Below are 15,770 nucleotides of genomic sequence, written 5' to 3'. Positions count from 1 at the left end.
TCAATGGCCGATTTTCTTTCGAAGGATGAGCGATCCATTAGGATGGCGCGCATTCGTGGAAAAGATACTCGACCAGAACTTGCGTTACGCCGCGAACTTCATAAAGCCGGTCTTCGGTTTCGCTTGCACGATAAAAAACTGCCCGGGCGTCCAGATCTAGTTTTCCATAGGTATAGATCCATCGTTTTCGTCAATGGCTGTTTTTGGCACCGCCATGAAAATTGCAAAGTTGCTTCCACCCCAAAGACCAATATCGATTTTTGGCTAGAAAAATTCGAGAAGAATGTAGCAAGAGATAAGAAAAACATCGCTTCGCTTGAAGGTCAGGGCTGGAGAGTTTTCTTGGTATGGGAGTGTGAGCTCTCCCCCAAAAATCTTCTGGAAACGACTCAGAAGATTGCTGAGCGCATTCGCGAGAATGCTCCTTAGATTATTTTTAGTCTATTTCACCTCCAGTGCGCGGCCTTATTCAGCTCTCGTTGCCGAATTCCTTCGAAGCTCGTATTTTGGCTGCCAGCCTGTCAATTGCATTCAACGCTTTTTGTTTTATTTCATACTCTTGGCCGCCCTCGTCAATATTCCGTTTGGAGTACTTAAGAGACGTCAATAGCATTTCGATTTCCTGGGAGGTAAATTCAATTTTCATGTCCTGGCTCCTGTCATTAAATATGAATATATCGGTCCCACAGTTCTTGGGCGGCGACGTCATTTTTCATTCCGCGCCGCTAGCTACCGCGATTCCCCAGTCGATGGAGATCAGCATTCTCACCATTTTCAAGATCAGCTCCATCCACCGATACACCTATGCGGCCCGGTCATCCGCTGCCCGAGCTTCCTGATTCACGTCGAAGAAAGACGCTGGCTTATTTGTCTTTTTCAACGCAGATCGTAACGGCCCTGCATGAATGGCAAGAAGGATTCCCTTCTCGCCCAAAAACAGGTGTGCTGACCTGCCTCAGCACTCCAGACGTCTAGATTCATAAGGCTGGGCAGCTCTTCACCGTTCGCATGCCTTTCCTTCAATGTCTCAGCGCATCTACATTTGTCGGAGTAAACGCTCGACATCGTCGGCCAAGTCCGCGGCAATCCACATGATGTTGCCTCGATGCCTAGCCCCAATCGCCTCGAACAACTCCTGCTCATCCCCATAGCAACAGTGCAGCAGAGACCGCAGTTGGGTCAACTTGTTCTCAAGAATGTCTTTCGCGTCCTGCGCCGAGGTCACGAGGGCGGAGGTGGACAAGTTTTGCCCGGCGATAATTCGATCAGCCATTTGATGTGCTTTCCTGCAAAGTTACTGCACGTTGATTGGTCAGACGGCCATGGTGTTAGCGCACCTTGGCCGTCGCCTTTTCTGCCTCACATCGACATCGCTGCGGTGTGCATTTCGATGTCCCGCCGTGAGGCGCGGCGGTCGACAAATATAAGAACAGAAGCGCTTCCACAGAGCGCTTGTGCGGCGAGCAAATCGCACATAGCGCCAACTTTGCCCACATCGGCAAACCCAAACAAAATGCCCTTCTGTCGCGGCAATAAACCGGCAATGAATCGACGACATGCAAGACCCGCTCATCACCCCCGCCACTCATCCCGCATTGGGCACAGCGCTCAAGCGCTGGCGCCTGCTGCATCGCGTGAAGCAATCGCACGCGGCCGAGCTCTTCAACGTCAATCAATCGACCATCTCGCGCTGGGAGTCCGGCACGCAGGCGATGGAGCCCGCCGAGCGCGCACGCGCCGAGGCGCTGCTGTCGGCCCGGCTCGATGCGGCCGCCGACCATGCGCTCGCCAGGCTCGTCAACGAGAGCCCGCGGCCGGTGCATCTGGTGTGCGACATCACGCATCGCCTGCTGGCTTCGTCCGCGCGCAGGGCCGCCGAGTTCGGCGCGCCGCTCTCGCTGCTGCTGGGCCGCTCGCTCTGGCGCTATGCCACGCCGGAAATCGCGGGCAAGGAGGCGATGCTCGACGGCATCGGCTGGCGCGATGCGCTCGCGCCGCCCTCGCTGGAGTTCGCGACGGGCACCAACAGTTCGCAGCTCGTGCCCATTGCGCAGAGCCGGTGCCGGTGGACGCGGCTCACGCTGTCGGATGGGACGTCGGCGCGGTTGGTCGAAACGCTTTGATGACGACGACGGGGAGGAGGATGTCGGGCCACGAGCGCCCGGCCCTTAGCTCGGCCTTTCACGGGGATGCTGCAAACTCCTCTGCAGCCTCATCGGCCCGCGTCTCTCTGCCCCTGCCCCTCACCCCTCTTCCGGAGCCCGCATGGCGTCTTCTTCCTCATCATCTCCTCTCGCCGCATCGCACCCGCACTACGACCGCCTGATCGCCGCCGCCCGCGCCCTCCCCCCGCTGCGCGTCGCGGTGGTCCACCCGGTCAACGCGGTGTCGCTCGAAGCGGCGCTCGCCTCCGCCGCGCTGGGCCTCATCGCGCCGACGCTGGTCGGCCCGCGCGCAAAGATCGAGGCCGCGGCACGCGAGGCCGGCGCCGACATCTCGCACCTCACCATCGTCGATGCGCCGCACAGCCACGCCGCGGCCGACGCCGCCGTGGCCATGGCCTTGCGCGGCGAGGTCGATGCGTTGATGAAGGGCAGCCTGCACACCGACGAGCTGATGGGCGCGGTGGTGCGGCGCGAGGGAGGCCTGCGCACTTCGCGGCGCATCAGCCACTGCTTCGTGATGGACATTCCGGGCCACGCGCAGCCGCTGGTCATTTCCGACGCGGCGATCAACATCGCGCCCACGCTCGAGGAGAAGGTCGACATCGTGCAGAACGCCATCGACCTGGCGCACGCGCTGCACATGCCGGCCGTGCGGGTGGCGATTCTCTCGGCCACCGAAACGGTGAACGCCAAGGTGCCCTCCACGCTCGACGCGGCCGTGCTCTGCAAGATGGCCGACCGCGGCCAGATCACCGGCGCGCAGCTCGATGGCCCGCTGGCCATGGACAACGCCATCGACGCCGAGGCCGCCCGCATCAAGGGCATCGTCTCGCCGGTGGCCGGCCGCGCCAACGTGCTGATCGTGCCCGACCTGGACGCGGGCAACATGCTCGCCAAGAGCCTCACCTTCCTGGGCGGCGCCTATGCGGCGGGCATCGTGCTGGGCACGAAGGTGCCGGTGATCCTGACGAGCCGGGCGGATTCGGAATCGGCGCGGCTGGCGTCCTGTGCGGTGGCGTCGATGTTGGTGAAGGCGGGAAGGGATCGGTTGATCAAGGCGGTGGGGTAGCGGTAACCGCCACGCATATCTCATGCGTGGACATCACCGCATCCCCTCTCTACGATCCCCGCCGATGAACATCGAGCAACTCAAGGGCAAGCTCGCCTTCCTGCGCGAGGCGGAAAAACTCAAGGACGTGCTGCGCAGCGGCCACACTTCCTCCGGCCGCGCGGAGAGCACGGCCGAGCACAGCTGGCGGCTGTGCCTCATGGCGATGGCGTTCGAAGAAGAGCTGGCCGGGCTCGACCTGCTGCGCGTGCTGAAGCTCTGCGTGGTGCACGACCTGGGCGAGGCGATTCACGGCGACATTCCAGCGGTGAGCCAGGGCGCGCATCCCGACAAGAGCGAGCGCGAGCGCCGCGATCTGCTCACGCTGATGGCCCCGCTCGACGCCAGGCTGCGCAGCGAACTGCTCGCGCTGTGGGACGAGTACGAAGCCGCCGCCTCTCCAGAGGCCCAGGCGGTGAAGGCGCTCGACAAGCTCGAGACGATCCTGCAGCACAACCAGGGCGCGAACCCCGAGGATTTCGACTACGCCTTCAACCTTGGCTACGGCCGCAAGCACACGGGCACCGCGCCGCTCTTCAGCGCGCTGCGAGAACTGGTCGACGACGACACGCGGCGGCGCATCGTGCCGCTGCTGATTCGCGAGGAGCGGCCGGCGGATGCGGCGGCCATCGAGCGGGTGACCGTGGCCGCGTTCGCGAATGCGGCGCACACGAGTCACACGGAGCAGTTCATCGTCAACGCACTAAGGCGGGCGGGGCAGCTCACAGTGTCGCTGGTGGCACAGGTGGGCGAAGAAGAAATCGTCGGGCACGTGGCGATATCGCCGGTGTCGATTGCTTCTTCTTCAGCGGCCGAGGGCTGGTATGGGCTGGGGCCGATCTCGGTGCTGCCGGGGCGGCAGGGCCAGGGCATCGGGGCAAAGCTGATGACGGCTGCGTTGGCCCGCCTCCGGGAGGCGGGAGCGGCGGGGTGCGTGGTGCTGGGCGATCCGGCGTTCTATTCGCGCTTCGGCTTTGTCGTGCGCGCGGGGCTGGCGTTGCCCGGCGTGCCTGCGGAGTACTTCCAGGCGGTATGTTTTCGCGGCGCGTGGCCCACTGGCGATGTGAGCTATCACGAGGCCTTCGACGCCACGCAGTAGCGAGTCGCGGCCGCGCCGATCTTGGCGTTCCCGCACATCGCCTGCGGCGGCTGCCCGAACGCCCTCAGGAACATGCGTCGCATGCGCGCTCCCTGTCCGCGAGCAGGGCCGAGTGCTGCATTTGCCCGCCGCCTTGGTGCGGGAGCGAATTGCGGACTTTGCCCCTCACCGGCAAGGCCTGAAAGCGCGTCACGGAGCACGCAGCAAGCACACTCAAACGTCGCAAAAAACATACGAAATATGTTTCAGTAATGTAAGTAACAGATGTTTTTAAGGCATTTATCACACTAAACTTACACTTTTGAAACAACTCCACGTGGTCGATGCGCGCTTTTCTATCGCTGTATGCAGGTGCGCGTCGCCTCGGTCTGGCGCTTTGCTGCGGCGCCATGTTCCTCGGCTCGAACGCCTTGGCTGGCCTGAACGAAGTCGGCAAGGCGCCGCCCAGCATTCATCGGCTGAAGCTCTTTGTTGATCCGCAACTGGCCGACGACATCGGTGCCGCGGAAGCGGGCCGGCGCCTTGCGCAGTACGTGGCCGACGTCAACACGGTGTTCACGCGCGAGACGGTGCGCAGCTTCGTGTTCGACCCGGTCAACGACCTTCAGCTGGTTGCCCCCGCCGCGGCCCCGCAATGCAGCCACAGCGGCCTGGTGAACGGCGAGATCGTGGTGTGCATCTCGAAATCGACCAAGGGCTACAGCCACGGCGGACTCGCCGCGAGCTGGACCTTTCCGCAGAAGGGCGTGGCCTGGAACCTGAACTGGATCGCCATTCACGACCCGCTGCGGCTGTCGCGCGCCATCACCAAGACCGCGCCCGAGTCCACCGAAAAAGACTACCTGGGCCGGCAGCTCAAGACGCTGCTGCACGAGCTGGAGCACGTGTTCGGCGCGGGCGCGGGCGAGTACTACAACGCCGCGATGGTGAAGGACACCACCGGCACCGCCCCGCAGGCCGACCTGGCGCTGATGAGCGACACCGACCGCTACTGGTGGTCGCGCCAGAGCTGGCGGCTCGACCCGCTGCTGGGCACGGTGTTCGAACAACGGCGCGACCCGGCGACGAACCGCGTCATCACGCTGGAGATGATCCGCTTCACAGCGGGCACCAAGGCGAACATCAACACCGACTGGAGCGACTGGCCGAAGTACGGCACGTCGAAGTTCATGGCGGGCACGACGGCGACGCAGGTGCGCATCACCGATCGCGGGACGGGTGCCGCATTGCCCGGCGCGCAGGTGTCGGTGTGGCGCAATGCGGGCACATCGACGGAGCAGCCGATGGTGTTGCTGGCGCAGGGCGTGGTGGATGAGGCGGGGCGCTTTTCTTTCGACTGGGCTTGCGGCTTCACCTGCTTCAACAGCGCGAAGTCGACGCTGTTGGTGAAGGCATCGGCACCCGGGCGTTCGCCGACGGCGAGCTGGTTCACGATCTTCGATGCGTTCGAGCAGAAGGCGGTGAAGGGGCAATCGACATTCACCATCGACATGTCGCTAGGCGGCGTGGACAACGTGCCGCCGACGGTGTCGGTCTCGGCGCCCGCGATGGCCACGCTGGGGCAGCCGGTCACCATTGCGCCGGCCGTGGTGGACAACGTGGGTGTGTGGGGCGTGAAGGTGGCGGGGGCCGATGGCATTCCGATCTGCACTTTTGAAGCACCGCCCTTCACCTGCACGTGGACGCCGATGACGCCGGGCATGCAGACGATCCGCGTGATCGGCGTGGATGCCGCGGGCAACTCGGCGATGGCGACTGCGAATGTGATGGTGAATGCGCCTGCGGATGTGGCGCCGCCGGTGGTTTCGGTTGCGGTGCCCGCTGCGACGGGGGTCAGCCGGACGACGACGCTTTCCGCTGCGGCGCAGGCGAATTCGGGGATTGCAGAGCTTCAGTTCATCGTGGATGGGAAGACGCTGTGCACGGTGAAGGCCGCACCGTACACCTGCAGCTGGACGCCGGATGCGGCGGGCTACGCGAGCATCGAGGCGCGGGCCGTGGATGCGATGGGGAACATCGCGAGCGTGTCGGCGAACATGCAGGTGAATGCGCAGGTCACGCCGTATCGGGCGCTGGCCTTGAAGGATGGGGAGAAGGATGTGGCGGAGCAGCTGCTGACGCAGGCTGCTGCGCCGGCGGCGGTGGCGCCGAGGGTGCGGACGGCTGTGGCTTTGCGGGATCGGAGTGGGTCCTGAGATCGGATCGATCGTCGCGGTGCGGCTAGTCGCCCGCCTGAGCGCTCTTCATACTGGCTCCGACTTCATGCTCGGACCTACAGCGCGCTTCACCTCTTGTGGCCAATCGACGTCGATGGCGGTCTTGTAGCTCAACCAATTGCCCGTGCCCCACAGTAGAAACATCGGCAGGGTCACCGGCAGCGCCAGATGCATGAACCCCATGTAGCCAGGCTGTTCGTTCCAACGCTTCATATAGCCCGCACCGAAGGGGCCGGTGGCGCCCACGCTATGCCACCAGTCTCGAGGGGCTTCCATGCTGGCCAACGGTTCGGAGGGCAGCGGCAGGTGCGCCCCCCCCTCCTCCATGAAACGACGAATGTGCTCCCACATGGCTGGCACGAGGTTTTCACTCAAGGAACAGGCATTGGCAATCTGGAAGCTGTCGATGATGGTCGGGTCGCTTGCGCTCTTGCGCACGATGAACATCAGGAAATGGTTGCGCACGATGGTCGCACCCGTAGAGAGCACTTCCGCCTCGTGCTCGGCATCGACGAGCTCCCAGTCGTACTCGCACGCCAGCACAGGCCAGGGCTTGAACAGGCCGCGCCATCCGGGTTGCTCCTCGCGCAGGATGCGATAGATCTTGCCGTGTTTGCGGTCGAAGATGATCGGTAGGTCTGTTGGCTTGAACAGGTCGACGCGCAGGCCGAACAAGGTGATCCAGAGCGCGAAAGCTAGTGCGATCAAACCTGCCGGAAGCATGAAAAGAAAGTTGAACAAGTACGAGCCGACCGTGTCATCCCGAAGGGCATCCGCAACCCCGGTCAGCACAAACAAGCCGCCGGCGCCAAACCCGACTACGCCTCCGAACACCGCCAGGAAGAACCCGTATCCCCTCAGTTCCTTTGTCATGCCGGTGTACTCGATGGCATCTTTGTAAGTCGCCTTGATCCAGCCCAGTGCCTGCGGGAAACCTTCGGCTGTTCGATCTTTTCGATAGCGCTTGACGATGCCGGAGACTTGGCCGCCAGGACGCTCCTCGCCGGTGCTGGCTCCCATCGCACCTTCGGTGCTACCTGGCGGCGGCGCGTACTCGAGGCGCACGCGCTCGCCGTGCTTGAGAAGCTTGAATTCTTTCATGCCATTTGCGGCCCGGGTGGCGGCTCATTGCCAAGAATCATGATTGGGAAGATCATGGTCTTTGCTCATGGCACCACCAGTCTCTGGTTGACCAGATATTCGCCGACGGCTCCAAGTTCGGCAATCTGCACTGCCACTTGCGCGCCTGTGTAGCGCAGAAATTCACGATCTTCGAACGTCGCGAGCGTGTCGGCGAACATGCAGGTGAATGCGCAGGTCACGCTGCATCGGGCGTTGGCCTTGAAGGATGGGAAGAAGGACTTGAGGGCTGGCATTTTGGCGCGGGTGCCAGCGCCGGTGGGGGTAAAGGTGAGGACAGCTGTGGCTTTGCGGGAGCGGAGTGGGTCTTGAGGCTGAGCGAGTAGCCGCGGAGCAAACGTTCACGAAATCATCGATAGCTTTCCGTCTTCGATGGCTTGCTTGTAGTCATGCGTATTCCTGATTCGTTCCGACGAGACATCCAGAATTGCCGGCCGCGGAGGAAGTGTGAAAGTTCCTTCTCTCAACTCTCGCACCTTGGATGCCACGAGCTTGCTGCGCTTGCGAGATTCCACGAGAGAAAGCTGATAGTTGTTCAGATTGACCTTCTCAGGCCTCGCAAAACCCAGAAGCCGAAACACTTCGGTGGAGGGCTTTGCGAGTGTCTGCATGTCCTTGTTGGCCCAGAGGGCCAATCCTCCTGTCAACACGGCGGCGCCCACCATGCCCAGCGCCTGGTACTTGATGAAGCCCACATGCTCCTTGACGAAGTAGTAGCTCAACGCCCAGCAGATGCTTGCAAACACGAACCCCCAAAAAGCAAGCTTCCAGTTCGCGTTCATTTCCGCACCACCGCCCCAAGCGTGCCCCACCCAGACCAATCCTTGCTGCTCGTCCAGGATTCCGCGCGCAACAACTACTTCACCACTGCGTGACGCAGCCAACCGAACCCGGTTGCCTTCCTTGAGCAGTTGTGCTCCGGCGAACTGCCCACACACGACCTGATTGCCAATCAGACACGCGAAGTTCTGCGTATCTTCACCGTCATACATTGCCAGCATGGCAGCGTTGGCTGCCTGACCGAACAGGTCGCCCACCGCAGCACCAACGCCTGTGAGCACACTTGTCTGCTTGTAGTGCTTGTCGATTTGACGCAGCAGGTTCTCGCGGCCCTCCGACACATGCAACTCTTTGACGATGCCTTCCAGCAGGAACATGCCTGATTCGGGCCCGAGGTTCAATTCTGGCGAAACGCTCACGTTCAACCTCCAACGCCGACAGCTTGTGCGGCCTCTTCAAGTGCGGTCAGTTCCTGGACGGAACCGCCGACGAAATAGTCCTCGGTGACCTGACGCCCCAACCAGTTGCTCGACGTCTTGACCTTCCTGAACACACATTTCTCGCACCAATTTTGAAGGTCGTCGTCTTTGAGCAGCAGATAGCCAATTTCGAGCCCGGTCCAAATCAAGCCGATCAGGTTGATACGGGCCACCCATACCAGCAATCGAACACGCATGGCGAGCCTGCCCGCCCAACCTGCGAGCGTTGTCAGCGCCCGGTATCGAAGCGAATGTTCGGCGAACCTTTTGGCAAAGTGCCCGAGAAAAGGCTTTGCATATGAAAACGCCGCTGCCATGGTGAGCCCGGCGCTCACGAACCCGGTCAATGCGCGAGCGCCATAGATTACCGCGAGTGCGCGATCTGTTTTCTTGTCGAAGATCTTCATCGTATCCAGAATCGCGCTGCAAAGTCCCGCAGCCCCGCCCAGTGCACCCGCCCACAACTTGAACCCGCCTCGCACAATGTCCGCCCCCTTGTTGATGGCGTTGATGTCGGTGTAGGGCTGAATCTCCCGAACGGATTTTGTCGCGGAGTAGAAGGTGTCCATCACGATGCCGGCTACCGCCATCGCGGAGCCTGTGACCTCCAGGTAGCCCTTGGTGCCGGGCTCGAAGTGCGCGACCTTGTCGCCCAAGGCAATCATCTCGATGCAGCCCAGCAGCACGCCAATGCGCGCCTGATGGTAGTTGTTGGTCGGAAGGCTCTTGTTGCCCTCGATCTCTTTCAACGAAAGCTGAACCTTGGCCCGCGCTTTTTCCTGCGCATCGGCCACCAGGTTTTCCAGAGATCCATCCACTTGGTCGGCGACCTTGGCGGCCCCTGCCGCAGCTTTGTCGGCGCGCCTTCCCTCGGCACGCCGCTCAGCGCGGGCTCTCGCATTCGCTGCGACTTTTTCCTTCGGGATCGAAAGCATCAATTCTTCGTAGGCAAGCGTTCCGACCGTGGCGCGCAAGCGCGCATAGAGCAGGCCGCTCAGGCTGGCGGTCAGCCCCTTGTCGAAGACACCACCGAGGCCGGCGCGGAATACCGCCCGCGTCATATCAGCGGCCTTGTGGTAGAGCACGACTTCAAGGCTCTTGACCCATTGCTTCGAAAAATCCTGCGTTTGATTCCGCGCCCATTCATCAAAAGCGGAATCGACTTTCTTGAATCCGTCCACCAGACCCTTTGTCGCTTTCAGCATGACCGCCGTGGTCAAGCCGGACGCCTGGTCGACCTGCGCGACGGCCTCCTTGATCTGTCGATTGACGTCCTTCACATGCGCGAAGAGCGATTCCTGGTTGTAGTAGACCCCCCTGGAATACAGGTTCTTGCGTTCGACCTCCGGAGCTTTCAGCCAGGCATCGATTTTTTCTTCACCGGCCTTGCACCCGGAAAGACCATAGGTGCAGATTGCCGATTGCACCGCAAAGTCATACCCCGAAGGTGCATTGGCCGGATCGAACATCTCGAACGTGTTGACCAGACGATCTGCCTCGAACCACTTCAAGTGGTCGCCGGCCCGCGCAGCAGCAGCATCCGATGCCGCCTGCGTGTGCTTCTTTAGAACCCTGTCGAAGAGCGCCATTTCGTCCAGATCGAGACGGCTTGCATAGTCTTTCGTCCAGTTTTCCTGAGCATCCCTTTTGGCAGCCTCCAGGTGCTGGTTGTAGTTCTGTTCGCGCACCACACGCTTGTTTTCAACGTCTTTCTCAATAGAGATGGCATCTTCCACTCGGCCATCTGCTCGCAATCGCTTGGCGAACTCCAGTTGCTGATTCATCCGGCCATCGCTCCATTGCCGGTGGTCATCCTGGAATTTCTGGGTACTTGTGATCAGCCCCGTCTTCATTCCCTTTTCTATCTCCCGGATGGCCTCGTACACCTGCAAGCGCTGCAGATTGCTCGCTCCGTATTTGTCGACAGTTGCAAGATAGTGCTCGATACCCGCCATCGGCGCATTCCGAAAGTCATTCAGCTCCTGCGCAATCCCTATGTGATCGAAGAGCACGCAGACCATCGCCTTTTGCGCCTTCAATCGCTGCGCGAGCACACCCAGATAACCGTTCTCACCGCCGTCGACCTTTGCCGGTGTTCCTGCATACGCTGCATTGATTGCCGGGAACATCTGCGCCTTCATGACGAGCCCCAGTGGGCTGGTCAACGAGTCCTTGCCTTGTGCATACAAGACAAATTCTGGGACATTTGTCTTGAGATGGTCAGGCGTCAGCATGTGGGTCTGAAATGTTCCAGCTGTCGACCATGCCTTGACATCGAAAACCTGCATCTTTCCTATGCCTGCGTAGGCATCGGCATTCTTCTTGTACTCGTCGAGCTTGGCTTTGGTGAGAGCACTCGGTGAAAACATGAGCCAGACCGCCGAAACATCGCTTACTTCATTGATTGAGATAACGCTGGCGTCAATTCCGCAACTGGTTCGTTCGCAACTGAATTCGACAGTTTGCTTGGGAGGATTCTCCGGATCGAACTGGTAGAGAAGACTGTCTTCCACCACGAGGTATGCCTGCCAATAGCGCACGCCGCTCCGCTCGATAAGTGCATAGATGTAGCCGCCGCGGCTCACCCGAGCGGTGTATCTCGCATTTGCACTCAACGCGATGTCGGTTACGTTCTGGCCCAGCGAGGAAGGCAGCGCGCCAGGCAGTGCCTGGAGATTGACAGGATTGGCTGCAACGGCAACTGCATAGCGCAACGGATATATCCAGACGCCCTGCTTGTCACAGAATTTGCAGTTCTTTTTGGTTGCGGTCATGGCTTCGAATCGGATTGGATGATCGGCAAGAGACGCTCGTTGGCATAGTCCTTGAACGGCAAGCCCCTGCGTGCCAGGTAAATGCCCGCGACGACTTGGGTGTGAACTTCCATCGGACCGTGGCTCGCCGGCCACAGCCAGGCCAAGGCTGCATAGGCGGCCAGGTCTTCAGCCGATGACATTCCCATACGCTGTGCGCGCGAAATCGCCTGATCGATCTTTCCGTCCTCACTCGGAGAGACCGAGTGACCTGCGATGCGCAGAGAACGAACAGCGAGGTTGAGCATCTCGATGCGAAGGGCTCCATTCATTGCATGCTCCGCTAACGAGACGCGGGCACGCGAATTGCCGGCTTTGGATGTTGCTGCTTGCAGTTCCACAAGATCGCCGTCCCTGGAAGGCAGAACCCACCGATCGATGGGCCCCAGCAGATTGCGGCGTTGTTCGCCGTCCAGTAGATCCCAAAGCCGGGGAAGAACCCGGGGATCATGAAATCTCAGGAATATCCTGCGGCCGTCATAGGTCGCAGGATCGAAATGGCGGCTCAGATGTACGACAAGGCGTTTTGTGGAGGAGTCCGGTGCCACCAGGAATCCGGAAACGCAAGTGTCAGGCTGCTCCGGATCAAGTGCCGCCTGCACTGCCACTTCCGCCAACGCATGGAGTAGAGGCAGCTGCTGCACAGTGAGTTGCAGCAACTGCGGCGCCAAGTGCTCGGCCTCCCCGAAGATCGGGTCATGCAATGCGCATTGCTCGCCCGCATCGAAAGCGGCCGCCTTGATTGATGTCGCGATCGCTTCTGGAAGAGGATTGAAGCGGTCGATCAGAACAAAAACATGACCATGATCTTTGGCAAGCGAGAACAAGCGCTCCGACAGGCGTTGCAATTCTTCGGTCGGCGATGAACTGATCAAGGTCATCGTTCAACGACTGCATTGCCGTTCGCCGAAGCGGCACTCATGCGCATTGCGCATCCCTGAAAGGCGGCCTTGCCCACGCTGTTGGTTGCACTGTCGCCTTGCGGCCCGACGAAGTTGTGCATCCCCCTGAACGTCACCTTCCCCGGTGCATGGATCTTGATGCTCGAGCCTTCCAGCTTGATGTACGCGCCTGCACTGGTCAGCAGCACGTGCTTGGGCGCCTCGACATCCACGTTCTTCGTCGTGCTGGCGATCGTCACCTTCTTGTCCGCCGCGATCTTCGTCGCGCCCTTCTGGCTCTGCAGCGTCACGCTGCCGCTGGCTGCGTGCAGCGCAATGCCGCGCTCCTGATTGGGCTCTGTGCCTTCGCCCACCTTGGTGCCGAGCGTGTACAGGCTCACCCCCTTGGCCACGCTCACCGCGATCTGCCCCTGCGCGGGCAGGTCGATGTCCTGGTTCGCGACGATGGTGGTGTTCTTGCCACTCACCGCAATCGCCTCCTTCGGCGTCACGAAGCCAATTCCCATCGGCGCGCTGAACTGCAGGTGCGGCTCGCTGTATGCGGTGACGCTGCCCTGGCCGCCTTCGGTGGCCTTGATTTCGCCGCTGCTGTTCGATTGCGCCGCGCTGCCTTCCTGCGTTGCCCCCAGCACTTCGGCCACATGCTTCAACGCCTCGATGGCGGGGAGTTGTTCGGGTGCACCTTCATCCTTGAGCTTCGCCTTCTGCGTCTGCGCACTCTTGGCCAGCGAGGTCGCGAGTTCCTCGGCCTGCTTGGTCTGCTGCTGCGCCTCGCGGCTGGCCATGAACGCACCCTTGGCGTTCTGTTGGGCATGGGCGCTCACGAGCAGGCCCGAGCCCGCGCGGATGGCGCCCTGTGCGGTCGTGGCGAGTTCTGCCCCGTGCCCGCGCGCCTTGCCACGCGCGTTGTCATCCTGCTGCTTGTGATGCCCCAGATGCAGCCGGCTGCTGGCCTGCGTGGTCGCCAGGCTCGTGCTGCCCTGCCCGGGGGTGTCGTCGAAGACCAGCTGGTTGTAGCCGCCATCGCCGCTCTGGCTGGCGCTCAGCTCCTGGGTCTTGATGCCGGAGAAGACGGCGTTGTGTGCGTGTTCCTTGGCGTCCTTCCCTTCGCCGGCGAACCAGGCCGGGGCGTTGCCGGTGGATTGGGCCGCACCTGCGGACTTCTCGTTGTGCTGGGCATCGGTCTGGCCCGCGCCGTTGTAGAGCGCGGCGACGACAACCGGGCGGTCGATGTCGCCATGGTGGAATTCGACCAGCACCTCCTGTCCCACGCGCGGCAAGGTGACCTGGCCCCAGTTGTCCCCTGCTGCACTGGCAGCCACGCGCACCCAGGCGCCCAGGCGGTCAGAGGCGGGGGCGTTGTCCTGGCCGTCGGGGCGAAGCTGTCTTGCGCTGGAGCCGCTGCCGCGCTGCCAGTGGAACTGCACCTTGACGCGGTGGTCGCGGTCGGTGTGGATTGGTGCATCACCGCCCGCGCCGATCACGATGGCGCTCTGGCTGCCGTGCACGCTGGGTTTGGGGTGGATGCGCTGGCCGTGGCCGTCCAGGCTCAGGGGACGGTAGGGGATGGCCGTGCGCACTGTCGTGAAGTCGTTGCGGTAGTGGGTGACGGTGTCGGGCCTGGCTGCGGCATTGCCGCTGTCTTGGCCGTCGTCACTGTTGCCGGCATCGAACACGGTGGCGATGTCCGGCAGGCCCAGGCGTTCACTCACGCCGGCCTCGAGGTCTTCGTCGAAGTTGTTGCGCGCGATGTGGCGCACGGCCAGTACGGCGAAGCGGCGGTCTTCTTCGCCGTCCTTGTCGTGCTGCTCGTGGCCGCTCAGGGTGAAGGTGGTGGCGGGTGCGAGGGTGCGCACGGCGCTTTGGCCCTCGAAGCGCTTGTTGCGCAATTCGAGGGCCTGCAGGGCGTTGGACAGGAGGCGTTCGCCCTGAGCGGAGGTCTCCCAGCCATAGGCACCGGGGTCGTCGCTCCACTGCAGGGTGCGGTGGCCCGCGCCGCGGCTCTGCTGCTGCACGGGCCTGGCGCTCACACTCTTGTAGTCCCAGCTTTGCTGCGCGAGGCTGTTGGTCTGCAGCTGGCGGCTGCCCCGCCATTGCTGGATGGTGTCTTCGCGCTCGCTCGCATCGGCGCGGTGAAAGCGGATGGTGGCTTGGGTGTTGGCGCGGAAGGCGCCGTTGTGGTCGGCGATGACGAGGGTGTGACTGCCGAGGCTGCCGTCCTTGCCGGTCGCGTGTTCGAACCAGTAGCACAGGCCTTCTTCGGCCAGGAGGCGCGAAACAAAATCGAAGTCGCTCTCGTGGTACTGCGTGGTGATGCCGCGCACGGGATAGATGTCGCGCTGGGCGATCTCCCAGCGCCATTGCACGGCGAGCTTGCCTTGGCTTTGGTAGCGCGCGAACACGGCATCGACGATGTCGAACACGCTCTGGTGCTGGAACAGGCAACTGTCCTGGCGGTGGCGCAGAAATGCGAGCCAGGGTTCGATGACGATGCGGTAGCGCGCCATGCCACCGTTGCTCGAGATGCACTCGGCTTCGGTCACGTGGCCGTGGAAGGGGCGGAGGTCAGTGCGGCTCTGTGCAGTCTGCAGATCGAGGCGCACGCCTTGGCCCATGAGGGTCTTGAGTTCGATGTGCGCGTCGTCGCTCAGCGCTGTGAGTTCGAAGCGGAAGCCGCCGTCGTCCAGGGACTCCACACCGTCGAGGCGTTCCGCCAGCAGCTTGTTGTCACCCAGAGGCGTGTGCAGCACCAGCAGGCGATCGCGCTGCGTCGTGCCCGCACGCAGCTGCGCGCCCAGCGAGGCAGAGTTGAAATTCGACACGTTGTTCTCGCTCCCTTTGACTCTCGATCCGCCGCATGCCGCGACGTCGCCGTGATCCTGCAGCGCAACTTGTCTCTTCTCTTTCAGTCGGCCCTTTTGGCGAATGAAGCTCAGGCCGATCTGCTGTATTTATTGTCTGGATGCGCCGTGCGCGACCGCAGGTCGCGTGCACTTTGCAAATGATATCTCGCACATTCTCGCGAACAAGGACAAAGGCAGCACGATGACAGCCCAATGGCAAGACAT

At 61.8% G+C, this 15,770-nt stretch carries 13 protein-coding genes and 1 pseudogene; 6 read left to right on the top strand and 8 right to left on the bottom strand.

The window, feature by feature from the left end; genetic code table 11:
- The first annotated feature begins 3 nt into the window (after window positions 1-3).
- On the top strand, window positions 4-429 hold the full coding sequence (locus ACSFA7_RS13140; protein ID WP_435499767.1) for a very short patch repair endonuclease: 426 nt from the start codon (window positions 4-6) through the stop codon (window positions 427-429).
- 40 nt (window positions 430-469) lie between these two features.
- Here ACSFA7_RS13140 and ACSFA7_RS13135 read toward each other — a convergent pair whose 3' ends face one another.
- Both ACSFA7_RS13135 and ACSFA7_RS13130 read right to left on the bottom strand, forming a co-directional pair.
- On the bottom strand, window positions 470-646 hold the full coding sequence (locus ACSFA7_RS13135; protein ID WP_435499766.1) for a hypothetical protein: 177 nt from the start codon (window positions 644-646) through the stop codon (window positions 470-472).
- Window positions 647-1,036: 390 nt separating this feature from the next.
- Window positions 1,037-1,273: a hypothetical protein gene (locus tag ACSFA7_RS13130; protein ID WP_435499765.1), complete on the bottom strand. Its 237-nt coding sequence runs from the start codon at window positions 1,271-1,273 to the stop codon at window positions 1,037-1,039.
- Between the two features lie 283 nt (window positions 1,274-1,556).
- Here ACSFA7_RS13130 and ACSFA7_RS13125 point away from each other — a divergent pair, with 283 nt between their 5' ends.
- The 5 genes and pseudogenes from ACSFA7_RS13125 (at window position 1,557) to ACSFA7_RS13105 (ending at window position 6,567) form a co-directional block, all read left to right on the top strand.
- Complete coding sequence (locus ACSFA7_RS13125) at window positions 1,557-2,123, top strand: helix-turn-helix domain-containing protein (RefSeq protein WP_435499764.1); 567 nt, start codon at window positions 1,557-1,559, stop codon at window positions 2,121-2,123.
- A 142-nt stretch (window positions 2,124-2,265) separates the two neighbouring features.
- Window positions 2,266-3,234, top strand: coding sequence for a phosphate acetyltransferase (locus ACSFA7_RS13120; protein ID WP_435499763.1), 969 nt, complete (start codon window positions 2,266-2,268; stop codon window positions 3,232-3,234).
- Window positions 3,235-3,298: 64 nt separating this feature from the next.
- Window positions 3,299-3,856: pseudogene (locus tag ACSFA7_RS13115) on the top strand (HD domain-containing protein); the annotation flags it as partial.
- Entirely contained in the window at window positions 3,857-4,372 is a 516-nt protein-coding gene (locus ACSFA7_RS13110) for a GNAT family N-acetyltransferase (RefSeq protein WP_435500219.1), read from the top strand.
- Between the two features lie 389 nt (window positions 4,373-4,761).
- Window positions 4,762-6,567 carry an Ig-like domain-containing protein gene (locus ACSFA7_RS13105; protein ID WP_435499762.1) on the top strand — a complete coding sequence of 602 codons (1,806 nt, stop codon included), beginning with the start codon at window positions 4,762-4,764 and terminating at the stop codon, window positions 6,565-6,567.
- 48 nt (window positions 6,568-6,615) lie between these two features.
- Here ACSFA7_RS13105 and ACSFA7_RS13100 read toward each other — a convergent pair whose 3' ends face one another.
- The 6 genes from ACSFA7_RS13100 to ACSFA7_RS13075 all read right to left on the bottom strand — a co-directional run bounded on the left by ACSFA7_RS13100 (window position 6,616) and on the right by ACSFA7_RS13075 (window position 15,524).
- On the bottom strand, window positions 6,616-7,689 hold the full coding sequence (locus ACSFA7_RS13100; RefSeq protein WP_435499761.1) for a DUF6708 domain-containing protein: 1,074 nt from the start codon (window positions 7,687-7,689) through the stop codon (window positions 6,616-6,618).
- 65 nt (window positions 7,690-7,754) lie between these two features.
- A complete protein-coding gene (locus ACSFA7_RS13095; protein WP_435499760.1) occupies window positions 7,755-7,964 on the bottom strand; it encodes a hypothetical protein in 210 nt (69 codons plus the stop codon).
- A gap of 105 nt (window positions 7,965-8,069) precedes the next feature.
- Window positions 8,070-8,927, bottom strand: coding sequence for a hypothetical protein (locus ACSFA7_RS13090; protein ID WP_435499759.1), 858 nt, complete (start codon window positions 8,925-8,927; stop codon window positions 8,070-8,072).
- 2 nt (window positions 8,928-8,929) lie between these two features.
- Entirely contained in the window at window positions 8,930-11,761 is a 2,832-nt protein-coding gene (locus tag ACSFA7_RS13085; protein ID WP_435499758.1) for a T6SS effector BTH_I2691 family protein, read from the bottom strand.
- Window positions 11,758-12,681 (bottom strand): DUF4123 domain-containing protein, encoded by a 924-nt coding sequence (locus ACSFA7_RS13080; protein ID WP_435499757.1) that lies wholly within the window; start codon window positions 12,679-12,681, stop codon window positions 11,758-11,760. The genes ACSFA7_RS13085 and ACSFA7_RS13080 overlap by 4 nt, the downstream gene beginning before the upstream one ends.
- The gene (locus ACSFA7_RS13075; RefSeq protein WP_435499756.1) at window positions 12,678-15,524 is read right to left on the bottom strand and encodes a type VI secretion system Vgr family protein; all 2,847 of its coding nucleotides are present in this window, start codon (window positions 15,522-15,524) and stop codon (window positions 12,678-12,680) included. The genes ACSFA7_RS13080 and ACSFA7_RS13075 overlap by 4 nt, the downstream gene beginning before the upstream one ends.
- Between the last annotated feature and the right edge of the window lie 246 nt (window positions 15,525-15,770).

It is taken from the genome of Variovorax trehalosi (genome assembly GCF_051216415.1).
In the GTDB taxonomy this organism is placed as follows: domain Bacteria; phylum Pseudomonadota; class Gammaproteobacteria; order Burkholderiales; family Burkholderiaceae_C; genus Variovorax.
This window is presented reverse-complemented; position numbering and strand designations above follow the sequence as displayed.